This is a genomic window from Methylophilus sp., assembly GCF_052437885.1.
Taxonomy (GTDB): Bacteria; Pseudomonadota; Gammaproteobacteria; order Burkholderiales; family Methylophilaceae; genus Methylophilus.
Genome location: NZ_JBQVPB010000002.1, coordinates 73,890 through 94,801 on the forward strand (window position 1 = coordinate 73,890; position 20,912 = coordinate 94,801).

A 20,912-nucleotide genomic window follows, 5' to 3' on the forward strand; every position below is an offset into this window, starting at 1 on the left:
ATTAGCTATTTTTGTGGCTTTGGCTACCAGCTTTGGCATGTTGCTCGCTGGAGCCTCCACGGGAATTTGAGGAACCTTGATTGTTACCTTGGTTCTTGTGGCTTTGGCTGCCCGCTTTAGCGTGCTGTTCGCTAGAACCTCCACGAGAGTTAGAAGCACCTTGATGATTAGCTTGATTTGAAGCCATAACTATCTCCTTTGTGTCCAGATCATTAATACATTGCCTCTGACAATCTGGGAAATTAGAATGAGTTGAAGCAACGTGAAGTGAAGATTAAAACTTCATTTGAAAAGGGATTATCGGAAAGAGACTGATTAAAATGTCAGATTTTCAAACTCCATTCTTAAAAGTAGCCCCAGTTTACTTTGGTCAAGACTATGATATTCAAGGCCAATAAATTGAAAAAGAAATACTCGATCAGGTTTCTCTTATCACCTCTTTTGAGCAGTGAGTTCTTAATTTTCTGACAGGGATTTCAGTCAGTTTCTACTGGTCTCAAGGCCTATATCTTTCTAAGATTAACTCTCAATCCTCAAAGAGAAATGAGGACCGCTTTCATATTCTAAGGAGAGTTATGATGGAATTGGATGCTTTACATGATTCACGAGATCATCGCGATTTAGAACCTTCTGCACAACATCAAAGCACGCAGCCTGGATCTGAGGCTGATATGAATCCCCGGCCACAGTATATTGATCCAGGTTATAAATCCGCTTTGAAGTTACAAGGTAAAGTAGGATTGATTACAGGCGGGGATAGCGGAATTGGTCGTGCAATTGCTGTACATTTTGCTGCTGAAGGCGCGAATGTGGTGATTAACTACTTGAGTGACAACGAGCATGAAGACGCGCAGAAAACACTTTCCCTGATCGAGTCATATGGTGGAAAGGGTATTTCAATACAAGGTGATATTAGCGATGAATCATTTTGTAGAACATTGGTAGAGAAAACGGTGGGGACATTTGGAAAGCTGGATATCTTGATCAATAATGCAGCGCAACAATATCCTCAGGAAACGATTGAAGATATCGCACAGGAGCAACTGGAACATACTTTCAAAACCAACCTATTCTCAATGTTTTACTTGGTAAAAGAAGCCCTGAAATATCTCCCCGAAGGTGGCCGGATTATTAATACTGCATCAGTTACAGCTTACAAAGGGAATAAAGGCTTATTAGATTATTCTTCAACCAAAGGAGCCGTAGTTTCTTTTACAAGGTCGTTATCTCAGCAACTGGCTGAACGCGGCATTCTGGTGAATGCAGTCGCGCCGGGACCCATCTGGACGCCGCTAATTCCGGCTAGTTTCCCTGCTGACAAAGTAAAAGATTTTGGTACAGAGACTTTACTCAAACGACCAGGTCAACCAAGTGAAGTTGCTCCGGCATATGTTTTCTTAGCATCCAATGATGCTTCATATATAACTGGTCAAATAATTCACCCTAACGGTGGAACGATCATCAACGGTTAACTAAGATTGCGTTCTGGCTAGAGTCGAGTGAGTTGTCTTCGCTCGACTTTTCCTTTATTTGAAATTCAAAAAAGAGAGATTGCTTGCGTGGTCGCTTTACGAACTCATGCCATACTTGTGGTGCAATTTTGATTTGCTGAGAAGTGTCATGTGTAGCAACACCAGAACCATTATTCACACTCAGAATATCTGCCAGTGAAACAATGCCTACTAAATGATTTTCCCTGTCTAAAACCAATAATCTCCGAAGGTGATGTTCATTCATCAGATTTACTGCATAGTCAGTGGTTTGGTCATCAAAAACATATCTGGCCCCGTTTGTCATTAATGATTCGATGCTGGTGTTTTCGAGAGATACACCATTTTCGACCGCTTTAACCACAATGTCTCGTATAGTGAGCATACCCACCAAACGGTTGTGATCGCATATAGGCAATGCATCAAAATCATTCTGCTCCATGACTTGAGCCGCCAACTTGAGAGATTGATCCGGTGAAACAATAATGACATCTCTTGTCATTACTTGGCTAATTAACATTCGAGCCTCCCTTATGTTTTCAAGGTCAATGAAACTAAGTCAAAGAGAAAGATTTTTTAGAGTTCTTCTCGGGGAATGAAATTCTTCGGAATATCATTAGGAGGTTCAAAGGCTTCATCATATGGCTTATCGGGCGGCTTGCTCACAGTATCCTTAACAAGATGAATGAGCGTTTCTAATTCGGGATTTATATCTGGTGTATGTTCGGTGTCAGAAGCCATTTATTTCTCCTGAATTTACTTTTATAGAATCTTGATAATATAAAAGGCGACGCTTGGAATCTATCAGGCCTATTCTGATAATTTTGTAAGAAAATTCTCTAGTGATAAATGTAGGATCGAAACTTTACTAATAATTTTTAATCGATTCTTATGTGGGAGTTATACCTCCATTTATAGGCAATTATTTATCGCTAGGAGCTTTCATGGTTTTTCTAAAATTACTCTTATTTGCTGCGTTTATTGGTTCTATTATCTGGGCTGTGGCCGATCCTGATTATGATTCCATCACATCAGTAATAATTATAGCCGGGTCGTTATTAGCAATTCGCGTAAATGAACGAGCTCAAAAAGATAAGCGTAATTATGAGCCTTGACTGCTAAAGTCTTCAGATAATCCTAGAAGGCAGCACTAAAAATTTCTCAGAAATTTGGAAGGTGATATTTATAGGGTTTAGAACTTGCTGTCATTAGGTCTCATTCCTGCTCTCAATCTACGAGGATCCGTCATCAATAGTAGAGCACTTCCATCATAAAGTTAGTTGGAGTAGTATTTTGGATTTAGAAAGAGAGCACCTTACCCAGGTAATTTCTCTTGCATTTCAAACTTCGCCCTACTCATAAGGAAAGGGGATGTGCTATGAATAAAGATGTTTATTTTTGTCAAAATGGGGTTAGCGTGAGCTCTTCTCATCTGACTGTAAATGGCAAGACCTATCCTCTTAAAAGTATCATATTCTCTAGAGTTGCAGCGAGTAACACTTGGCGTGGCCTCTCAATCATCTCTATATTGTTAGGTCTGCTTCTTATGGCTGATGAAGGACCCCTATTTGTTGTTGGAGGTGTACTCTTTTTTGCGGGTGTTCTGACATGGATTAATTCCAATGCTGCCTATTCTCTTTTGATAACGTGGTCTGACGGGGAGTCGCCTGTGCTAGTGACCAATGATAAGCTGTTCATGGAAAAGGTCATTGGAGCTTTAGATGCAGCTATGACCGACAAAAAATGGAATTCAGAGAATGTGAATCTTACCCATGAAACATTTACTCCATCCTCTAACAATCACAATCATCTAAGTTTTTAGTTGCAGTTTAGGGCCTACTTAACTGTAGGCAGTGATTAAATTTAGAAGATACTAAATTAGATTTAATTAGCAATATGACATCTTTCGCCTGACTACCGTTTTTTCCTACCAAATCCACAGGTTTCAGAATATTCATCCCCATTCAGAATTTAGTGAGGATGGCTTTAAAACATTCAGCACGCATGTTTTAATATCACTCATCGAAATACTCAAAGTACTACCTTGAAACAGAGTACGCCCTGATTTTCGGTTCTAATATAGCAACAACCAATTGAGAGATAGTAATGATCCTTAAAGAATTCATGGGACTTCCTAAAAAAAATCTCGATGCTTTGATCAATTCAGATAAGCGATTCGAAATACTCGTTTCATCCATCAGAGATTATGCAATCTACCTTCTTGATCCGAACGGAAAGATTGTTAGCTGGAATGCAGGTGCGCAGAGATTTAAAGGCTATACGGAAAGTGAGATTATAGGAAAACACTTTTCAACTTTTTTGTCTGAAGCTGATCGGGATGCAGGGGTTCCCCAAAGCATATTAGATCAAGCAGCTATCCATGGTCGTTTCGAATCCGAAGGTTGGCGTATTAGAAAAGATGGCTCCGGGTTCTGGGCCAACATTGTAGTAGAGGCTATCTATAACAATGCACAAGAATTAATAGGCTACGCCAAGATCACCCGTGATATCACAGAGCGCAAAACAGCTAGGGATAAGTTACTTGAGAGTGAGCGCAAGTTCAGATATTTGGTGGAAGGTGTTACTGACTACGCCATCTATATGATTTCTCCTGAAGGGATTATCACCAACTGGAATTCTGGAGCACAACGCATAAAAGGTTATTCTGCTGACGAGGCAGTCGGAACTCATTTCTCAAAGTTCATGACATTAGAAGACCGAGAATCGGGTGTGGCAGAGCGCTCACTAGAGATAGCAAAAATAGAAGGACGTTATGAAAATGAGGCATGGCGTGTTCGCAAAGATGGCTCTCTATTTCTAGCCCATGTAATCATTGATGCCATTCATAACGATTACAATGAGTTAATAGGATTTGCCAAGATAACTAGGGACATCACTGAGAAAAAAATAGCTGAAGACAACTTAGCTAAGGCCAATGCAGCGCTTTTCCAAGCTCAGAAAATGGATGCCATTGGCAACCTGACCGGTGGCGTTGCACATGACTTTAATAACCTTCTATCCGTCATCTCGAATGGCCTTGAGATATTCAAACTTTCCAATTTGGATGGTAAACATCTGAAACTGATAGAAACAATGAAACGTGCTGTCACCCGTGGGGCGACGCTGACACAGCAGTTACTTAGTTTTGCCCGACAACAGCCATTACAGCCTGACCCCCATGATGTGAATCAACTCATCAACAGCTTCGAGTTAATGTTGGTTCGCGCTGTTGGCTCAAATATTAATATTGATTTCGAGTTCATCCAAACGCCTCTTCCTGTGATGGTCGATAGCACAAGGTTTGAGGCAAGCCTGCTGAACCTAGTGGTCAATGCCCGTGATGCCATGCCTGATGGAGGAAATATTCGCATTACCTCCAGAAAACGTTTTCTAGCGAGAGGCGAGCTGGAAGATTTGCCTGAAGGTCCCTATGTGGAAGTCAATGTAACTGATACCGGTAGTGGTATCAGTAAAGATAACCTTCAACACGTCACAGAGCCTTTTTTTACAACAAAAGAAATTGGTAAAGGATCTGGTTTGGGTCTAAGCCAGGTATTTGGGTTTACGAAACAATCTGATGGCACCTTGCATATTAAAAGTGAGGTGAATATTGGTACATCAGTTAGCATGCTATTTCCTGCTTTAAACGATGAAACCATTTTGGCCGAGGCAGTAGATGAAACCTGCGATGCTGTGCTGGTTGTTGAAGACGAGCCGGATCTGCTTTCGGCCACATCTGAAATATTCAAATTGTTTGGATACGAGGTTTACCAGGCATCAAGTGGCGAGGAAGCATTAGAAATCTTGCGTCAGGGTACCAAAATCAGTCTTATGTTCACTGATATATTAATGCCTGGAATTAATGGGATAGAGTTAGCCCGGAAGCTGCGGGAATCAAATCCAGCTATTCAAATTATTCTTGCCTCTGGCTATCCACTTCCAGCCTTAAAAAAAGAACATGGCGATCTAGATGAATTTCAATTTCTCAACAAACCGTACGAATTGGCAGATATTGCAAAAGCCATCAGATCTAAAGATCAATCATTGAAAACCGCGTATGAGGATCTCTGATTGGAAAAAAATCAGGTGACCATTCTCCATATGCCAACGGAATCATGAATATCTCCTAACAGATATATTAGGAGATTTGACTCGAAACCCAAGTGGCCAAGTACCTAGATGTAAAAAAAGAGATTGCTAATGCAATCTCTTTTTTATACTACTTAGTTGATGCCCCTGGTGCTGGTTCAGACTCTGTTGGCTGTAAAGGGTTATCCTCCGCGCCGTCAGCTTTAGGGTGGTTATGCTTAGTCTTCTTGCTCATGTTATTTTGCTTCTTGGAATTCATACCAGAAGTTTTTTTCTTACTATTCATATTCTGATCTTGAGCTTGGGGAGTTTCATTGGTTCCTAGCTCTGCACCATTTGTTTGTTTATCTGTGTCCGCAGCATAAGCTGTCATTGCGAATGCTGATAATAATAATGCCATAAGTAGTTTGCTCATTTTTTTATCCTTTGTAGGTTAATTTCTAATCCGCTATTCACATACTTTAGCGTGTCCTATTTAAGCTTGGACAGAGTAACTAGCCAATCCGAATGTCTCTCATATTTATGTAGGAAGTAACTTACTAACTCAGCAGTAACTCTCTGGAATTCAGTGGCTTTTACTAGCAGCTATTGGAATTTCATGACAGCGGATTTGAAGCGCCAACACTAATTCCTACCAAAGACATATTTAACTGGCTATTGAATAGAAGACCATTGTTAGCGAATTTGCTTACTCAACAAGCTTTAGCAATAAATGATGAGAATATAATCAATAGCTTGATTTTATTACTGCATAGTCCAGAAGGATTAACCTATACCCAAAACGAACCATATTTAAAAACTAATTCTAAAATCAAATGTAACCCAATATTGTTATGGCCCATGTTGCTTAGGGCAGAGTCGTGGCTTTATGCACGCAGTACTTTACGAAATAATTGGGGCGGGAAAAGAATTAAAGAAACAAATTTGATATAAACCTAGAGAGTGAAATACGGAATCATGCTCTTAAATAATGTTTATGATGCTTACTATCTAGTAAAGCGTAAAAACATTTGAGATCTGCAGGGTTATGGCATCAAAACATGATTTGTATGTGCGCTGGCACTCATACAAATTTATGCTGGAATTTTTCAGTTTGATCGATAGCGACTTTCGAACCCATAAACTATATTAAGACATACGACTCTACAAACTAAAACCTTTAGATTTTTTAGATAAGTTATAGCTAGGAATCAAGTATGAAATACGTCACCCTAAATACCGGTAATCAAATGCCAACCCTAGGATTTGGAGTCTTCCAAATACCTGATGCTAAAGAGTGTGAGCGCTGTGTAATAGATGCCATAGAAGCTGGCTACAGGCTGATTGATACGGCAGCGTCTTACATGAATGAAGAAGCTGTTGGAAAAGGCTTTAAAAGTTGCGGTATTGCTCGTGAAGAGCTTTTCGTTACGACTAAACTGTGGGTGCAAGACACAGGCTACGAGAAAACAAAGCAAGCGATAGAAAAATCCTTGCGTAAATTGCAATTGGAATACCTAGACTTATACCTAATTCATCAACCTTTTGGTGATGTACATGGTTCTTGGCGTGCTTTAGAAGACGCGTATCGTGAAGGTAAACTTCGTTCTATTGGAGTTAGTAATTTTTACCCCGACCGCTTGATGGACATCATTGCTTTCAATGAAATTCCACCGTCCGTTAATCAAATAGAAGTGAATCCTTTCCTTCAGCAAGATGAAAGCTTGTCGTTCATGCGGGAAAATAACGTTCAAGCAGAAGCTTGGGCACCTTTTGCAGAAGGAAGAAACAACCTCTTTCAAAATGAAGTCCTAACTGCTATTGGCGCAAAGTACGGAAAGTCTGTTGGTCAAGTTGTTTTGCATTGGCTGGTTCAACGCGACATTGTAGTTTTGGCTAAATCAGTGCGTCGTGAACGCATGGCTGAGAATCTGGACATATTCGATTTTAAGTTAGACGCAGATGACTTAATCAAAATCGCAACTTTGGAAACTGGTACTAGCAGCTTTTTCTCGCATCGAGATCCAGCCATTGTGAAATGGATGAGTGAACGTAAATTGAATATCTAAACGTTGTTCAATAGAAAATGAGCATTTAGTGGCAATGCTACTTAATAGCAGGTGGCTTTTTTAAATAGAAACTAATGGTTTATTTCATAGTAATACGCACGACTCTCCTTTCCGCCATGCGCTTGTAGTTATGAATAATGTTTTTCAGCAGTTCTGTATTCCCGCAAACAATTTGCTCTCCACTTAGGCTGCGAATATGTGTAGTCTTTAAGCCCACCCGCTCAACAGTGCCCATCACATCACCGAAAATAATGAAATCACCAATCACAAAAGGCTTATCCAAACCAATAGCTAATGATGCAAATAAGTCACTTAGTATATTTTGAACAGCCAATGCAACAGCTACACCGCCTACACCTAAGCTGGCGACGAAAGCAGTGATGTTGACTCCTGTATTGGCAAGAATACTTAAGAGCGCAATTGACCATACAATCGTTTTGAATATCCAAGAGAGCATAGTCGTTAATACAGCATTTTCAGCTGAGCCATCAGTCGCTACTATTTTTGCATTGGCCCATAATGTAATTCCCTTGCTCAACCACATAGCGATCTGAATGCCTATCACTAAAAAGGACAGATAATCAAGGCGAGTGACCCATTTTGAGTTGAGGTCCAGGAAGTGCATAGCGAACAACAATGAAAATAATGCGAACGTCAGTTGATTTGTACTTCGCATTACTTCGACAATCAAGTCATCCAATTTTGTTGGACTTTTTAGAGCGAATTTTGTGATTTTATTGATTGCAAATTTCCAAAGTATTTGCAATCCAACATATGCGCATATGAAGATTAGCAGGGTATAAAGCCACTCATTAATGGTAAAACTTAGGAATTTGTATTGAAGCCAGTTATTCATAGTTGTCCTTTATGTAAGATGAATTGGGTTGTCAGGAGGTATGTAAACTAAAAAAATAAACAGGCTCCAGTGAGTTCCCCATGTAAACAAGCGATAGGTATTTACAAAGAGTAGGATGGAAATGTGGTTGTAAGTTCATTAGGAAACTCATTCCCAATAGTATTAGCGCCTTGGTCAACGACTTACAGTCTTTGAAATTGATCACTCAATAAAGTGGTATTTTTAATCCTGAAAGAGGGTAGGCTGCTTATGTAAGTCTGCAATATAAATGGTGATGTATGAAATGTGGCTTTCAAAGTTTGTCATCGGTAATATAGTGAGCCACGAATAGGCTCACTTTTTTCATCAAATCATATATCTATTGAACTCAGAAGGTGATTTCTCTCATTCCTAATGCAATATTCAAAGCTTTAACGATATTGTCTACTTCCAGGCTATTTTCGCTAATATAAGCGTCCTCTTTGCGACCTATTATATTTATAACAACCGAATATCTTGGCTTGGCTGTGAAGCAGAGTACTCCACCATAGATGAATAAAATTCCACCTAAAATAGGCAAGTTTTCATTGCCAAATAATAGTATCAGACCACCAAAAACTGCTAACCGAGCAACTCCTCGTTCTGGCTTCAAAAGTCCTATTTCAGCTGAAGATGTAATATTCTTTATTGGATGAATTTTTCCGTTGACAATAAATTCGTCGTAACTAACGCTGACATATTGGTTGTTGAAGATTAATTCCATTTCCATTAAACCTCCCCAATTTTTTGTCAGACTAACTAAAGGATATTAAATTGCTAATCAATATTCACCACTTGTTCGAGATCAATCAAACATCAGAACAAGTCTAAAAGTTTAATAATCATTTATCGAGTCTTATTTTTCTATTGCATGCCTACCTAAAAAGCGTAAGCCACTGTAACCAATAATTCCAGCAATCATAGACCCTGCCAATACACCAGACTTAGCCATTAATAAATAATCAGGATTATTCGAGAACGCCAATTCAGCAATAAATATTGACATGGTAAATCCGATACCACCTAATACCGATACTGCAGCAATTTGATTGAACGTCGTACCTGCAGGTAACTGACCGAACTTCAAACGAAGAGCAATCCAGCATGCACCTGTAATGCCTAAGAACTTACCAAGGGCTAAACCAAAAAATACGCCTAGAAAAACTGGATGAGATAACGTCCCGCAAAGTGTTGAAAGCTCAATTGGAATCCCAGCATTAATAATCGCAAAGAGTGGGATGATCAAAAATGCCACCGGAAAATGCCACGCATGTTCTAAGCGTTGCAAGGGAGTTTGAATGCTGTTTGCAGTATTCTCAACTTCTTCTGCAATTGAATTCAGTTTTTGATTGGTCAAAACATTATCATTGTCTTGCCGATGTTGATTAAATTCAGTCACCAAAGTTTGTAATCTAGAGACGAATTTTGCGGAGTTATATTTAGATCTCGCTGGGACTGTGAACGCCCCTATCACTCCTGCAAGAGTAGCATGCACGCCTGACTGAAAAAATGCATACCAAAGTAAAACCGCTACAATAAAGTACGGTATGACTTTGCGCACACCTGCAAAGTTGAAAGTCATTAAAACAAATACCAATCCAGCAGCGATTAACAACCAGGAAAGATTAAGACTGTGTGTGTAAAAAAATGCGATGACCAATACAGCCCCTAAGTCATCAGCAATCGCCAATGCTACTAAAAATGTTATCAACCCTTTAGGTACTCTAAAGGCTAACAATACTAATACACCAACGGCGAATGCGATATCTGTCGCCATTGGTATTCCCCAGCCTGGGATCGCATCCGTTCCGTGATTGAATATATAAAAGATAAAGGCAGGTACGACCATCCCGCCAATTGCTGCGATGATAGGAAAAGCCGCTTGTTTGATGTCGGAGAGCTCGCCAACTAATATTTCTCGCTTCAGTTCAAGGCCAACAACAAAGAAGAACAATGCCATCAGTCCATCGTTCACAAAATGATGAAGACTCATGTCCATTTGCCAGCTGCCAAACATAACAGCCACTGGCGTATGCAATAGATGCTGATAGCTATCTGCATAAGTACTGTTTGCTAGAACCAATGCAATAACTGCCGCTAACATTAATAAAATGCTGCTAGTCGTTTGTTGATGAACGAAATGCTCAAGTGGGTTGATGACTTTTTTAAAGCGCTTTTCCCATGGGGCATAGTTGATTCCCTCACGTTCTGAGAGATGGTTGATATCTTGAGTGGTCATTCAGCTAGCCTACTTAAGTGAAATAAACTGAATTGTATCGATTTATGCCTTTCATGCGCGTTCATCATCCTTTAATTACCTAGCGCACATTAAGAATGGCTTGATAGGAGGCCAATTTCTTTACAGAACCCCCCATCAGTACTGGCTTAGGAGTCAGTACTCTTGCTAGCTAAATCCTCAATGCTTCATCCCTATTGGTATAGTCAGTCGTTAAAAGATTTTGCTCTGCCGCATTGTTGCTTAAAAACGTCCGAACCAGATCTTATTGTCCGGCGGGTATATTTTTAATGACCTGATCCAACACAGTCGACAGTGATTCTGACTTAGGCTTCTCTTCAAAAAATCCGAATAGATATGTTTGAGCACCAGGTTTTGCAAAAGTATCCAACATCATGACACCGCATTTTTGGAAATAACATCAGGCCTGTAAATATTTTTCATTAGCTTCCAAGCTATATTTGTGATTTGTAACTCACTGGCGGTTTAAGGGGTGGAACCTTTACTTGGAAGGTTTCAATCTCACTTATTTCAATAATAGTCTACTGTCCTCAAGTGCGTTTCCTCCATATTAGTTATCCTCTTTGGGTAAAAAGGCCAAATAAGTCTGACACATCCTACATTCATATCAGAAGAATCACACTCGCAACTTCTAACATCACTCCATACACTGATTGCTCTAATAAAATACATTTTGGAGATCAACATGACTACAGTTACCGGATTATTTAAAGATCAAGACAGTGCAGAACGTGCCTATATTTCAGCAACAGAAGCGGGTTACAGCGCGAATGAAATCAATGTCATTATGTCCGAGGAAACCCGTGAGCGTTATTACGGTAAAAATGCCACCTTGGAAACTGAAGTTGGAAGTAAAGCGGCTGAGGGTGGTGCTGTCGGCGGCGCACTCGGTGCAACGGCAGGTGCCATTGCAGCGGCCATTGCTGCTGTTGGTACCGTTCTAGTCTTGCCAGGCTTAGGTTTGGTAATCGCCGGCCCTGTAGCAGCTGGCATAGCAGGTGCTGGCGCTGGTGGGGTGACGGGTGGCTTGGTTGGAGCTTTGATTGGTTGGGGCATCCCAGAAGATACATTGAAGAAATATGAATCCGATGTCAAAGAGGGCGGGATTTTGATCGGTCTCAAATCAAAGAATGACGATGATGCTCGCCGATTCCAAAATGATTGGGGTAATCCAGAACTCAATCGAATTTAAAAATCATGGTTACTGAAACCACTTCAGGGTGGTTTTTTTATGTACAAACAGTAATATCAAAAATTTGATATTAGTATTGACGACTTTGGAAAGGATTCAATTCTGTATTATCAACATAATATTAATCGTGGTACAAGAATCTTTGCCTGTTTAATTCTGAGAGCCTCATCCCAATTGGTATAGTCTGGACTCAAGTAATTACGTTGCATCCCCCAATCTTGATTCATGATATCCGAGCCTGATCTGATAGTGCGTCGGGTATATTTTCTATTGATCTGATCAACCACTGTCATCAAGGATTCTGACTTAGGCTTTTCTTCAGAAAACCCGAATAGATCGGTTTGAGCACCCGGCTTTGGAACGGTATCTAAGAGCATGACACCACATTTCTGGAAGTACACATCAGCCCTGTAAATCTCCTCCATGAGTTCCAGAGCTGTGTTTGTGATTTGCAGCATGCAATTAGTAGATGCCGGAAAGCCTACTGAACGGTTGCCTGGATAAAACTCAGCAATGTCATGCGGGCTATTTTGAGCAAAAACATAGACGCCATTGGCATATAGACCTTTTCCTCGCATACGCTCGGCTGCTTGGCCAGCATGGAATGCTACAGCCTCTCTCATTGCTTTAATTGTAGAAATTCGCTCACCAAATGACCTTGAGCTCATGACTTGTTTGGCTTCGGGGAGCTCTTCTTGAAGATCAATCCAAATCTCACCATTCAGCTCTCTGACAGTGCGCTCAAGAATCACACCAAACTTATCGCGTACTCGTTTTGGATCGGCTCTTTTCAACCTCAATACCGTGTAAACACCAAGAGCATTTAATTGTTTTTCTAAACGACCTCCGACGCCCCAAACTGCTTTTACCGGCAGTTTATCCAAAATGGCATCCACCTCAGCTTCACTAAGACTAGTTAAGTCGCACACACCATTCCAGTGAGGCTGTTTTTTTGCACAATGGTTAGCCAACTTCGCAAGGGTCTTGCTATATCCGTAGCCCACACAAATGGGAAGCCCAATTGAGTCTTTTACGTCTTTCCTGATGGTTTGACCGTATTCTGTGTAGTTGACATTGATCCCAGTCATTTCCAGGAACACTTCGTCAATTGAATATTTCTCTGCCAACGGAGAGTACCTACACATGATGATATAAAAGCGATCACTCATGTCCGCGTACATTTCATAATTGGAAGAGAAGACAACCGTACCTACAGCTTCAGCAAGCTCTTTCATCTGGAAATAGGGCAGTGCCATTGGAGAATCTAATAACTGTTTGGCAAGTCTGTTTTGCGCGATGATACAACCATCGTTATTTGAGAGGACTACGACTGGTTTACCCCAGATGTCCGGACGAAATGCCTCTTCGCATGAGGCATACATATGATTCACATCTGCGAGCGCAAAGACGCGTTCAAATGTACCGATTGATGCCATGCTCTACTACACCCCATATCATCAGCTGCTGCCCCTCAGTGAGCTCAATTGGTAAGTAATCCATGGCCTTGTTATTGGATAAAAGGCGAATAACCTTTCCCCGTTTGTAGAGTTCACTAATCACGAATTCGTGATCCACTACAGCAAGGACAATATCGCCTGTTTTTGCTTTGGATGCCTTTGCTCTATTCACAAGCACCTTAGATCCAGGAAGAATTCCAACATCAATCATGTTGTCCACATCAATTTGAACAACAAAGGTTGCGGGTGGATCTTTGATCAGTTGCGCATTTAGATTTAAAGCCTTGCCTTCATAGCCTTGAACCGCCGGACTAAAGCGGGGTTGAACAGATTTGCCTGCCATTTTGTACTCCTAATGACAAAACAAATTGATTGAAGGTTGAACATTAGTTAGAGCTGATTGATGTTGTATATTCATAGTCTGTTGCCTTTGCTCTATACAACAATCGCTCGCCATCAGTTGTTTTTTCTTCTGTGAACTCGAAGAGCGCACTGGCTGTTGCTGCTGATTGTAATGATTCGAATTTGAAAGTATTGAAGAAACTATCTACTTCCTCCATGTACTGCTTTTTCATGACGTCGCATGCTGTTTGAAAGACGGCCCAGCCATCTCTGTCTCTCTTGATACCTGAATACCATTCGAGGAAATTAATCGGAGTCGAATTTTGAAGTCTGATAGTTTCCCACTGCCGGGCGCCTTCCGCTGATGCCCACCACTCACTCTCAACCTGAGAAGATTCGCTTAATAATTGAACAATCTGATTAAGATTTTGAATCTCTTCGTTGATTTTTTCATGTTGAGCTTCGAGCTCTTTCACCATTTCAGTCAGCATCGAAGCATCGGCGAAATCAATATTTTCGAAGTAATGATGCACAAGACGATTTCGGTCATCCACAAAGGCATCAATCGTTGCTCTTCTTTGTTGCACATATTCAGCAGTAGTTTGCAGACTGAATCGCCATCTCAGTTTCATCTCATTTGTGACCTGAGATTTAATCTGATCTTCGGACGTGAAATACAACCCTTCAAGTAACCAACGCATGAGTGTGCCCATGGTTTGTTTATTGAAAAAGCTTTGATGCTTGGCCAGTTGATCAGGCCATTCATTTTGTGGGCCTGTCAGCTCAAGAGTGATAGACGCATTCAGAAATTTTATCTGCTTCTCTATTTGTTGATAGAGATAGGTGCTTTTACCGACTGCTCTGAATATCTGGTCACGTAGAACTATTAATTCAGGACTTGAAGCTGGAAACTCACTCATTTGAATCTCCTAAAAGAACCTGTCACTACACCCCAGATTTCAAATTGCATCTGCTTTAAGATCAGGATGGGCTGGTATTTGCCTGATGAGTTTGCCGGCAGTAATTTGGGATCGCCATTTTTCTGTTTGGCCAATGTCTTGATAGTGAATTCGCCATCAATCATCGCTAACACAATATCACCAATGGCCGGCAGTTGCGCTTTATTAACGACCGCTTTGTCACCTGGTAACAAACCAGCTTCAATCATGGACTCACCCTGGATAGTGACAATGAAAGTACTGCCTTCTTTATCAATCAAATAACGGTTGGGGTCCATGTGCTCTTCCACATCCGTATCTGCGGGAGCGGGTACACCAGCAGGCACCTTGGACTGGAATAAAGGCAGACTGACTTCCTTAAGCTGTGATGAAAGTTCAGTAAACTCACCAACACTGTCCAAATTATCTTTGAGCTCAGCTAGCCGCTGCTTCTTGGCATAGGCATCCAGGAAGCTGCTAATGACTGGCTTCTGGCTATTTGGTACACGAATTACAGACGTGTCTTCTCTGAAAGGGCCAGTGCCAGACTTACGTCCGGAACCTTCTCTTTTGCCACCATTTTTTTTGTCTTCACTCTTCATGGAATTTATTGTAACAATAATCAGTTTTTAATGTAACATTAATCAGTTTTAAATTATTGTTAAGTGTTGTGGAGTAATTTCTTTTGCCTGATGACAGTAGATATTTGCCAGAGATAAGTTGGTTACCAGACATGGTAATTCTCGATATCGAGACGACTGGTGGCTCACATCTGTATGACCGAATCACTGAGATTGCCTTAGTCCGTATTGAAAATGGCGAGATCGTTGATAGATGGCAGTCACTGATTAATCCAGGAAGGTCTATCCCAATAACAATAACTCATATCACCGGGATTACCGATGAGATGGTGAAAGACGCCCCTACCTTTGAAGAAATAGCTCCAACCTTGTATCAGTATTTGGAAGGTTTGCCTTTAGCTGCGCACAATGTGCGATTTGACTATGGTTTCCTCAAGGCTGAATATCAGCGAATGAATGCAACATTGATTTTGAAAACGCTTTGTACAGTGAAGCTTTCACGCAGAATGTTTCCCGACCACAGAGGGCATGGCCTGGATGCCATCATGCAGCGACATGGGTTAACTACCAATGCTCGACACCGGGCAATGGGGGATGTGATTCTCGTACTGGACTATCTAGAAGTGGCTCGAAGGCTTCTTGGGTCAGTACGTGTGATTGAAGAAATCAATTATCAATGTAAGGGACCTAGCTTACCTACCGGCATCGATAGTGAATTGCTGAATAAAATTCCTGATAGCCCAGGGGTTTATTTATTCTTTGGTGAGACAGATCTGCCAATCTACATCGGCAAAAGCGTCAAACTACGCTCACGGGTATTGAATCATTTCAGTAGTGATCATTCGTCCTCCAAAGAGATGCAGATTGCCCAGGAAGTGAAGCATGTGGAATGGATTGAAACTGCCGGAGAGTTAGGTGCATTGCTTCTTGAGTCCAAGCTCATTAAAGAAAGACAACCGGTTTATAACCGAATGTTGCGCCGGAATCGTCAGCTGCAATCTATCAGGCTGGCAGAGACGTTGGATCAAACGCCCTGGGTAACCTACGTTTCAGCGGATGAGTTCGACCCAAGCTATTTCGACTTGCTCTATGGCATGTTCCGTTCCAAGCGTGCAGCCACTGAGGCAATAAGACAGATTGCAATTGATCATCGTCTTTGTCCGAGATTTCTTGGCCTTGAGACAGGTAAAGGCGCATGCTTTTCTTATCAGCTTAAGAAATGTTCGGGAGTTTGCGCTGGTAAAGAACCGCCTGAACTGCACTACTTGAAACTCAAACAGGCATTAATTGGAATGAGGCTTGAGTCATGGCCGTATGAAGGTCGGATAGGAATTAAAGAAATTGATAAGCTGACTGGTAAGACACAAATAGAAGTGTTTGATCAATGGTGTCATTTAGCAACGGTTGAGGATGATATTCAAATGGATGAAGCTATGCAGAGCAGATTTGAATTTAATTTTGATCTGGATACTTATAAGCTATTGATTAAAGCTCTGAAAAAATCAAATCTGATCATTCAATTCAAACGGAATTAAGTTGTAAGGTCTTTTTGTTCTGTAATGTGAGAAAATCCGTCTCTAATAAATTGAAAGCATATCCAATGGGCTTTGAACAACTCGCCGAACTGAAAAAGCAACTTGCTGAAGAGTCAAAACAATCGAAACCTCTAAAGGCTGAAAAGCTTAAGCAACCGAAGTCTGAACCAGTCGATAAAGTGGTTTTAATCATTGGCCGCTTGCAAAAGTTATTTCCTCTCGCATTCCCAAAGAATCCATCTCCTAAAGTGCCATTAAAAGTTGGTATTCTTGATGACCTTCAAGCACGATCTGAGGAAATAGATATTTCCAAAGACAATCTTCAACTTGCTGTAAAAACGTGGTGCAAAAGTCCACGTTATTGGTCAGTCACTAAAGAGGGTGCTGTGCGTATTGATTTGGAAGGAAATCCTGCAGGAACTGTAGAAGCTAATGGAGCTGCACAGGCGCGGATGATGGCTAGCAAACATTTTAAAGCTAAACAAACCGCTTCATAAATGGCTACTCTTACAACTGATTTATAGATTTTTCAATGTATTTGAGAGCAGCATTTATAATTAAATCATTACAGTGGGATGGATGTTTTAATTATTTCTTTACGAGCCTTTTCCAAGCCCACTTTTTCCAATCAACTTGTTTATACCATCGGACCTCAATATTACTTTTAAAGCTTCTGCTAAAGAAATAGGGTTATTTTCCGCTAGGGTATCTTTTAGATAAAGCATCACATCTTCAGCATCGTTAATGGAATCGGCAGGATCAAATACATTTAAATCCGCCACTTTTATTGAGCTTGATGATGCAGCTACTTTTTGAAGCACTTTTTTTGTGGCTGGTCTTTCCAAAGCTGTGCTTGTATCCTTACCCGTTCCAGACCATCCCTGTGAGGTTGCCTCATTGATTTCTTCTAAAGTAGCATGGATATGAGTACTTTCACTCAGCAATCCATTGCAGTGATATCCAATAGCGTCAGGACCTTCTTCATCCTTTCGTCTAAAATCTTCCATGATGGCTTTACCTTCTGGAGTAAAAATCGATAACATATGCTCCCAACTCAGATAGGTTAACTGTTGAGGCACTTCAGGAAACTTCCCCGCATCCAAATCTCTACCCATCTTTGATAAACTCTGTACAAGCTCCTCAGATGTCTCAACGCTAATTTGAATCTTAAAGCTCATTATGATCTCCTGAGAGTATTGATGATGCTAAAGAAACTCTCGCCCAATTGATTTTCCAAAGTCGATGCGTTCATGCTTATTTTCTTCAGTGACCGCTGACATTAATTCGGCAAAGCTGTATTCGTTTGTTTCAACTGTTTGCTCTTCTCTGGTTTCTTCAAACAAACTAGATAGCAGTTTCAGCTTAATGTCTTGTGGAACCAATCGAGAAATCGCAGACAATTGTTTCGGGGTGGGCAATCCATCGTCCGGTGGATAAACGGGCTCTGTCTCATCTTTCATAATTCAACTCCTATCAAGATTATTTCAAATTGCTTTGGCTAGCCCTACGCGAGATATAGGCCAATCCCAGCAGCATCATGATTACTGATTCAGGCTCTGGTACCAGCGTAGCGGTTCTCACCAGGAATGAGGCCAGGGTGGCAGTCGACGCCGAATCTTCATAACGACTGAAGTTCGCATAGCTGGTTATATTGTTTGTGTTATAGGTGCTCCTGATGAATCCATAATACTGGGAGTCTTCATTGTTGTTTTTATAGTCTTCTGATGTGAGTCCCAGCAGGTCTTTTCTGGTCGAGCGCGTATCCGTGGCACCCAAGGCATCAATCAACGTAATAAAAAACAAATCATCATCAACCGTTGGCGTTGATGCAGTCAGTTTGGATGTCCCTTCAAAGCTGTACCCGCGACTGGTAAATATCTGCTTGAACTCATCATAAGTCGCATACCGCCAACCATCTAAGGATTGGGCACTCCCCAGCAAGTCTAATACCTGATTATAGGATTTTCCTTTAGTAAAACTGGTATCCAGCCACTCCAGGCCTGAATTCTGATCAAGCGTGTAGCCGCCATAATCCACCAGATTGTAGGAATTGGCATGTGCCATGTTGCATAAGAACAGTACTAAAAGATAAAGATACTTCATGCTTGGTTCTCCCTATAGGTCGATTATTAGAAATTATTTTCGAGGGGTTACTTGTGTAGATTCAATTCATCATCCGTATCACATGGATACCATTTGTTGGCTGCATCGACAGCGATGCTGGGGGTAAAGCGTGGGTCTTGCGCTCTGCCAACATTCTTTCTATCCACATACACATGGATTGTTTGATCTTCGATCTTGTTGACGATCCCTGAATACATCCATTGGCCAACGTTCTTGCAAGCCCTTCGACCAACGCCTCTGGCTAGAATCAATGTTGCATTGGCTTCTGCGTCATGCATTCGATTCAATGACTGCTGATAAGCATTATCTTTCGCTTTTCTTTCTTGATCCTTGATTGTTGCCATACTGGTATAACCATAGGCTTTCTTCACTCTGTTATTCCAGTCTTCAGGTTTCGCACCCTCTGAGGTTGAAACCACCAATGAGAAAATCCGGTTCTGATGACAGTATTGCTCTATGGTCGATGGGCCAAAGAAACTCAAGTCTCCTGCAGTCATAAAGAACAGTGGTTTGTCTTCCTTGGAACGACACCATCTGTCATGCATATCGCCACCCAACTGATAACAGTAATCTATGGCGATATTGAAGGTACGTCTTTTCATTTCAGCCACCGGTAGTGATGAACACCAGAGCCGGCGATATTCATGCACGCCTTCAATTCTGGTATCACCAAATTCGGAATCAAACGTCATCCACTTCTTCACTGTCTCCGCATCCATAATTTGTCCGATCGTGGATTTGTAGAAGGAGTGATACTGTTGAATCAGATCCTGATTGGCAGTCTCACTTGGATTGTGAATAGTCCTGCAACTGCTGATGCATAGCGAAACTAAAGCAATAAATACCAGTTTGATGGGCATAGTTATCCTTGATATATTTTGTTTATTGTAGATTATATTCCGTGGACTGTTAATCTCATTCATAAAAGAATGGGGCATGTCCTCAATGCTGGAAACGATTCAAGCCAATCTGGCGCGCAACATCATCGCGCGCAGAAAAGCTTTGAATACGTCTCAGGAGAAACTGGCACTGTTAGCCGGGGTTGACCGGACTTATGTCAGTCAGTTGGAGCGCGGGATTGCCAATCCGTCTGTATCAATCCTGTGTCGGATAGCTGAGGTATTGCAGTGTGAACTGCATGACCTCTTATCCGATGAGCCTAGCTTTGCCTGAAGCAGTTCCCCTGCCTAAACTCAGTACTCAAAATCCAGATGCATGATCACACTGATCAGTCGATCAAACGTGAGCAGATCTTTCATATTGAGCGGTCTTCTGGCTTCATTGATTAGATCAATGGCTACCTGTCTTGGATCATGCTTATCTTTGGTTGAGCGTTTCTTGTAGCAATTCGTGCGGGTGTCATAGTCAAACTGATTGTAGTGACCGATACCTAACAGGATGACCGCAGCGATCAGTTGCTCTTTAGGGCGCATCAAGCGCTGAGCAACCCGATCCGATTCCAGAAAATCCAGCTGTAGAAGCGTTCTCTCAAGATTGCCTCCCAGAGCTTTAAACTCACCACTTAATGACCACGGTGTTTTGAGGAAGTGATAAAGCGTATAGTGGTTAGTCAGTACCTGGTTAATTAGTCTGTTATATTCCAATGGCAGGCTTGAGATTGTTCTCAACAATGCACCAACTGCAAAACCATCCTGCATCCAGGCTGGAATCAACGTCGTATCCAAACCTTCGCCTTCTAGAAGCATGCCTACTGAGCTGACGTTTTGAATAATATTGGTTCCTTCCAAAAATACTTTTTTAGTCAGCCATACAGCACGAACCAATACGCCATAGCTGATATCCTTACGTTCAAGTTTAGATAACCAGGTGACACGCACGGTACGGAAATCTCTATAGAGCGTTGCCTTATAGATATAGGTAGAGTCAGGGTTTTTCTCGCAGGAGATATGCTGGATTCTGAACAGGTTGTAGATACTGCAAGTCGCCATTAGCTGGGTATTTTCGATTGCCTTCAAAAACTTCAT

The 20,912-nt window shown here is 41.3% G+C and carries 25 protein-coding genes; 9 read left to right on the forward strand and 16 right to left on the reverse strand.

All coding sequences use genetic code 11. The features are described 5' to 3' along the window. Nucleotide 1: 1 nt before the first annotated feature. Nucleotides 2–187, reverse strand: a complete 186-nt coding sequence (locus ACT6RZ_RS02150) for a hypothetical protein (protein ID WP_444700546.1) — start codon at nucleotides 185–187, stop codon at nucleotides 2–4. Between the two features lie 391 nt (nucleotides 188–578). Between ACT6RZ_RS02150 and ACT6RZ_RS02155 the strand changes: the two genes are divergently transcribed. Continuing rightward, nucleotides 579–1,472: an SDR family oxidoreductase gene (locus ACT6RZ_RS02155; RefSeq protein WP_444700547.1), complete on the forward strand. Its 894-nt coding sequence runs from the start codon at nucleotides 579–581 to the stop codon at nucleotides 1,470–1,472. Here ACT6RZ_RS02155 and ACT6RZ_RS02160 read toward each other — a convergent pair. Continuing rightward, the gene (locus ACT6RZ_RS02160; RefSeq protein ID WP_444700548.1) at nucleotides 1,462–2,010 is read right to left on the reverse strand and encodes a CBS domain-containing protein; all 549 of its coding nucleotides are present in this window, start codon (nucleotides 2,008–2,010) and stop codon (nucleotides 1,462–1,464) included. The genes ACT6RZ_RS02155 and ACT6RZ_RS02160 overlap by 11 nt on opposite strands. Nucleotides 2,011–2,066: 56 nt before the next feature. Next, a complete protein-coding gene (locus ACT6RZ_RS02165; RefSeq protein ID WP_444700549.1) occupies nucleotides 2,067–2,231 on the reverse strand; it encodes a hypothetical protein in 165 nt (54 codons plus the stop codon). A 203-nt stretch (nucleotides 2,232–2,434) separates the two neighbouring features. On the opposite strand from ACT6RZ_RS02165, the gene ACT6RZ_RS02170 reads away from it, so the two are divergent. The 3 genes from ACT6RZ_RS02170 to ACT6RZ_RS02180 all read left to right on the forward strand — a co-directional run bounded on the left by ACT6RZ_RS02170 (nucleotide 2,435) and on the right by ACT6RZ_RS02180 (nucleotide 5,561). Beyond that, the gene (locus tag ACT6RZ_RS02170) at nucleotides 2,435–2,605 is read left to right on the forward strand and encodes a hypothetical protein (RefSeq protein WP_444700550.1); all 171 of its coding nucleotides are present in this window, start codon (nucleotides 2,435–2,437) and stop codon (nucleotides 2,603–2,605) included. Nucleotides 2,606–2,868: 263 nt separating this feature from the next. Beyond that, nucleotides 2,869–3,312: a DUF6232 family protein gene (locus ACT6RZ_RS02175; protein WP_444700551.1), complete on the forward strand. Its 444-nt coding sequence runs from the start codon at nucleotides 2,869–2,871 to the stop codon at nucleotides 3,310–3,312. Nucleotides 3,313–3,596: 284 nt separating this feature from the next. Beyond that, nucleotides 3,597–5,561 (forward strand): PAS domain S-box protein, encoded by a 1,965-nt coding sequence (locus ACT6RZ_RS02180; protein WP_444700552.1) that lies wholly within the window; start codon nucleotides 3,597–3,599, stop codon nucleotides 5,559–5,561. A 148-nt stretch (nucleotides 5,562–5,709) separates the two neighbouring features. Here the strand turns inward: ACT6RZ_RS02180 and ACT6RZ_RS02185 are convergent, their stop codons facing one another. After that, on the reverse strand, nucleotides 5,710–5,994 hold the full coding sequence (locus ACT6RZ_RS02185) for a hypothetical protein (protein WP_444700553.1): 285 nt from the start codon (nucleotides 5,992–5,994) through the stop codon (nucleotides 5,710–5,712). A gap of 781 nt (nucleotides 5,995–6,775) precedes the next feature. On the opposite strand from ACT6RZ_RS02185, the gene ACT6RZ_RS02190 reads away from it, so the two are divergent. Further along, nucleotides 6,776–7,627 (forward strand): aldo/keto reductase, encoded by an 852-nt coding sequence (locus ACT6RZ_RS02190; RefSeq protein WP_444700554.1) that lies wholly within the window; start codon nucleotides 6,776–6,778, stop codon nucleotides 7,625–7,627. Nucleotides 7,628–7,706: 79 nt separating this feature from the next. Here ACT6RZ_RS02190 and ACT6RZ_RS02195 read toward each other — a convergent pair whose 3' ends face one another. From ACT6RZ_RS02195 to nhaA, 3 genes are all read right to left on the reverse strand, one after another. Further along, entirely contained in the window at nucleotides 7,707–8,483 is a 777-nt protein-coding gene (locus tag ACT6RZ_RS02195) for a mechanosensitive ion channel family protein (RefSeq protein WP_444700555.1), read from the reverse strand. A gap of 367 nt (nucleotides 8,484–8,850) precedes the next feature. Next, nucleotides 8,851–9,231, reverse strand: coding sequence for a DUF6232 family protein (locus ACT6RZ_RS02200; RefSeq protein WP_444700556.1), 381 nt, complete (start codon nucleotides 9,229–9,231; stop codon nucleotides 8,851–8,853). A gap of 126 nt (nucleotides 9,232–9,357) precedes the next feature. Continuing rightward, complete coding sequence (gene nhaA / locus ACT6RZ_RS02205; RefSeq protein ID WP_444700557.1) at nucleotides 9,358–10,740, reverse strand: Na+/H+ antiporter NhaA; 1,383 nt, start codon at nucleotides 10,738–10,740, stop codon at nucleotides 9,358–9,360. Between the two features lie 703 nt (nucleotides 10,741–11,443). Between nhaA and ACT6RZ_RS02210 the strand changes: the two genes are divergently transcribed. Continuing rightward, nucleotides 11,444–11,950 carry a hypothetical protein gene (locus tag ACT6RZ_RS02210; protein ID WP_444700558.1) on the forward strand — a complete coding sequence of 169 codons (507 nt, stop codon included), beginning with the start codon at nucleotides 11,444–11,446 and terminating at the stop codon, nucleotides 11,948–11,950. Between the two features lie 110 nt (nucleotides 11,951–12,060). Here the strand turns inward: ACT6RZ_RS02210 and ACT6RZ_RS02215 are convergent, their stop codons facing one another. From ACT6RZ_RS02215 to ACT6RZ_RS02230, 4 genes are read right to left on the reverse strand one after another with little or no spacing between them, the layout of a single operon-like run. Beyond that, the gene (locus ACT6RZ_RS02215) at nucleotides 12,061–13,386 is read right to left on the reverse strand and encodes a Y-family DNA polymerase (protein WP_444700559.1); all 1,326 of its coding nucleotides are present in this window, start codon (nucleotides 13,384–13,386) and stop codon (nucleotides 12,061–12,063) included. Further along, nucleotides 13,364–13,750, reverse strand: coding sequence for a LexA family protein (locus tag ACT6RZ_RS02220; protein ID WP_444700560.1), 387 nt, complete (start codon nucleotides 13,748–13,750; stop codon nucleotides 13,364–13,366). The genes ACT6RZ_RS02215 and ACT6RZ_RS02220 overlap by 23 nt, the downstream gene beginning before the upstream one ends. Nucleotides 13,751–13,793: 43 nt before the next feature. Beyond that, nucleotides 13,794–14,669: a hypothetical protein gene (locus tag ACT6RZ_RS02225; RefSeq protein WP_444700561.1), complete on the reverse strand. Its 876-nt coding sequence runs from the start codon at nucleotides 14,667–14,669 to the stop codon at nucleotides 13,794–13,796. Continuing rightward, nucleotides 14,666–15,289 (reverse strand): LexA family protein, encoded by a 624-nt coding sequence (locus ACT6RZ_RS02230; protein WP_444700562.1) that lies wholly within the window; start codon nucleotides 15,287–15,289, stop codon nucleotides 14,666–14,668. Before ACT6RZ_RS02230 ends, ACT6RZ_RS02225 begins: the two co-directional genes overlap by 4 nt. Nucleotides 15,290–15,420: 131 nt before the next feature. On the opposite strand from ACT6RZ_RS02230, the gene ACT6RZ_RS02235 reads away from it, so the two are divergent. Continuing rightward, entirely contained in the window at nucleotides 15,421–16,803 is a 1,383-nt protein-coding gene (locus ACT6RZ_RS02235; RefSeq protein ID WP_444700563.1) for an exonuclease domain-containing protein, read from the forward strand. 65 nt (nucleotides 16,804–16,868) lie between these two features. Continuing rightward, the gene (locus ACT6RZ_RS02240) at nucleotides 16,869–17,300 is read left to right on the forward strand and encodes a ProQ/FinO family protein (protein WP_444700564.1); all 432 of its coding nucleotides are present in this window, start codon (nucleotides 16,869–16,871) and stop codon (nucleotides 17,298–17,300) included. A gap of 99 nt (nucleotides 17,301–17,399) precedes the next feature. On the opposite strand, the gene ACT6RZ_RS02245 is transcribed toward ACT6RZ_RS02240, so the two are convergent. Genes ACT6RZ_RS02245 through ACT6RZ_RS02260 form a run of 4 tightly spaced genes read right to left on the reverse strand, consistent with a single transcriptional unit; the run spans nucleotide 17,400 to nucleotide 19,787 of the window. Further along, nucleotides 17,400–17,981 (reverse strand): helix-turn-helix domain-containing transcriptional regulator, encoded by a 582-nt coding sequence (locus ACT6RZ_RS02245; RefSeq protein ID WP_444700565.1) that lies wholly within the window; start codon nucleotides 17,979–17,981, stop codon nucleotides 17,400–17,402. A gap of 27 nt (nucleotides 17,982–18,008) precedes the next feature. Continuing rightward, nucleotides 18,009–18,263, reverse strand: a complete 255-nt coding sequence (locus ACT6RZ_RS02250) for an AbrB/MazE/SpoVT family DNA-binding domain-containing protein (protein WP_444700566.1) — start codon at nucleotides 18,261–18,263, stop codon at nucleotides 18,009–18,011. Between the two features lie 19 nt (nucleotides 18,264–18,282). Next, the gene (locus tag ACT6RZ_RS02255; RefSeq protein ID WP_444700567.1) at nucleotides 18,283–18,906 is read right to left on the reverse strand and encodes a PEP-CTERM sorting domain-containing protein; all 624 of its coding nucleotides are present in this window, start codon (nucleotides 18,904–18,906) and stop codon (nucleotides 18,283–18,285) included. A 47-nt stretch (nucleotides 18,907–18,953) separates the two neighbouring features. Further along, entirely contained in the window at nucleotides 18,954–19,787 is an 834-nt protein-coding gene (locus tag ACT6RZ_RS02260) for a hypothetical protein (protein ID WP_444700568.1), read from the reverse strand. Nucleotides 19,788–19,863: 76 nt separating this feature from the next. Between ACT6RZ_RS02260 and ACT6RZ_RS02265 the strand changes: the two genes are divergently transcribed. Further along, nucleotides 19,864–20,100: a helix-turn-helix domain-containing protein gene (locus ACT6RZ_RS02265; protein WP_444700569.1), complete on the forward strand. Its 237-nt coding sequence runs from the start codon at nucleotides 19,864–19,866 to the stop codon at nucleotides 20,098–20,100. 20 nt (nucleotides 20,101–20,120) lie between these two features. Here ACT6RZ_RS02265 and ACT6RZ_RS02270 read toward each other — a convergent pair whose 3' ends face one another. Beyond that, nucleotides 20,121–20,912: a hypothetical protein gene (locus tag ACT6RZ_RS02270; RefSeq protein ID WP_444700570.1), complete on the reverse strand. Its 792-nt coding sequence runs from the start codon at nucleotides 20,910–20,912 to the stop codon at nucleotides 20,121–20,123.

Coding starts and splice junctions, on each gene's coding strand:
- ACT6RZ_RS02150 (WP_444700546.1), bottom strand. CDS start 187: ATGGCTTCAAATCAAGCTAATCATCAAGGTGCTTCTAACTCTCGTGGA.
- ACT6RZ_RS02155 (WP_444700547.1), top strand. CDS start 579: ATGGAATTGGATGCTTTACATGATTCACGAGATCATCGCGATTTAGAA.
- ACT6RZ_RS02160 (WP_444700548.1), bottom strand. CDS start 2,010: ATGTTAATTAGCCAAGTAATGACAAGAGATGTCATTATTGTTTCACCG.
- ACT6RZ_RS02165 (WP_444700549.1), bottom strand. CDS start 2,231: ATGGCTTCTGACACCGAACATACACCAGATATAAATCCCGAATTAGAA.
- ACT6RZ_RS02170 (WP_444700550.1), top strand. CDS start 2,435: ATGGTTTTTCTAAAATTACTCTTATTTGCTGCGTTTATTGGTTCTATT.
- ACT6RZ_RS02175 (WP_444700551.1), top strand. CDS start 2,869: ATGAATAAAGATGTTTATTTTTGTCAAAATGGGGTTAGCGTGAGCTCT.
- ACT6RZ_RS02180 (WP_444700552.1), top strand. CDS start 3,597: ATGATCCTTAAAGAATTCATGGGACTTCCTAAAAAAAATCTCGATGCT.
- ACT6RZ_RS02185 (WP_444700553.1), bottom strand. CDS start 5,994: ATGAGCAAACTACTTATGGCATTATTATTATCAGCATTCGCAATGACA.
- ACT6RZ_RS02190 (WP_444700554.1), top strand. CDS start 6,776: ATGAAATACGTCACCCTAAATACCGGTAATCAAATGCCAACCCTAGGA.
- ACT6RZ_RS02195 (WP_444700555.1), bottom strand. CDS start 8,483: ATGAATAACTGGCTTCAATACAAATTCCTAAGTTTTACCATTAATGAG.
- ACT6RZ_RS02200 (WP_444700556.1), bottom strand. CDS start 9,231: ATGGAAATGGAATTAATCTTCAACAACCAATATGTCAGCGTTAGTTAC.
- nhaA (WP_444700557.1), bottom strand. CDS start 10,740: ATGACCACTCAAGATATCAACCATCTCTCAGAACGTGAGGGAATCAAC.
- ACT6RZ_RS02210 (WP_444700558.1), top strand. CDS start 11,444: ATGACTACAGTTACCGGATTATTTAAAGATCAAGACAGTGCAGAACGT.
- ACT6RZ_RS02215 (WP_444700559.1), bottom strand. CDS start 13,386: ATGGCATCAATCGGTACATTTGAACGCGTCTTTGCGCTCGCAGATGTG.
- ACT6RZ_RS02220 (WP_444700560.1), bottom strand. CDS start 13,750: ATGGCAGGCAAATCTGTTCAACCCCGCTTTAGTCCGGCGGTTCAAGGC.
- ACT6RZ_RS02225 (WP_444700561.1), bottom strand. CDS start 14,669: ATGAGTGAGTTTCCAGCTTCAAGTCCTGAATTAATAGTTCTACGTGAC.
- ACT6RZ_RS02230 (WP_444700562.1), bottom strand. CDS start 15,289: ATGAAGAGTGAAGACAAAAAAAATGGTGGCAAAAGAGAAGGTTCCGGA.
- ACT6RZ_RS02235 (WP_444700563.1), top strand. CDS start 15,421: ATGGTAATTCTCGATATCGAGACGACTGGTGGCTCACATCTGTATGAC.
- ACT6RZ_RS02240 (WP_444700564.1), top strand. CDS start 16,869: ATGGGCTTTGAACAACTCGCCGAACTGAAAAAGCAACTTGCTGAAGAG.
- ACT6RZ_RS02245 (WP_444700565.1), bottom strand. CDS start 17,981: ATGAGCTTTAAGATTCAAATTAGCGTTGAGACATCTGAGGAGCTTGTA.
- ACT6RZ_RS02250 (WP_444700566.1), bottom strand. CDS start 18,263: ATGAAAGATGAGACAGAGCCCGTTTATCCACCGGACGATGGATTGCCC.
- ACT6RZ_RS02255 (WP_444700567.1), bottom strand. CDS start 18,906: ATGAAGTATCTTTATCTTTTAGTACTGTTCTTATGCAACATGGCACAT.
- ACT6RZ_RS02260 (WP_444700568.1), bottom strand. CDS start 19,787: ATGCCCATCAAACTGGTATTTATTGCTTTAGTTTCGCTATGCATCAGC.
- ACT6RZ_RS02265 (WP_444700569.1), top strand. CDS start 19,864: ATGTCCTCAATGCTGGAAACGATTCAAGCCAATCTGGCGCGCAACATC.
- ACT6RZ_RS02270 (WP_444700570.1), bottom strand. CDS start 20,912: ATGAAGTTTTTGAAGGCAATCGAAAATACCCAGCTAATGGCGACTTGC.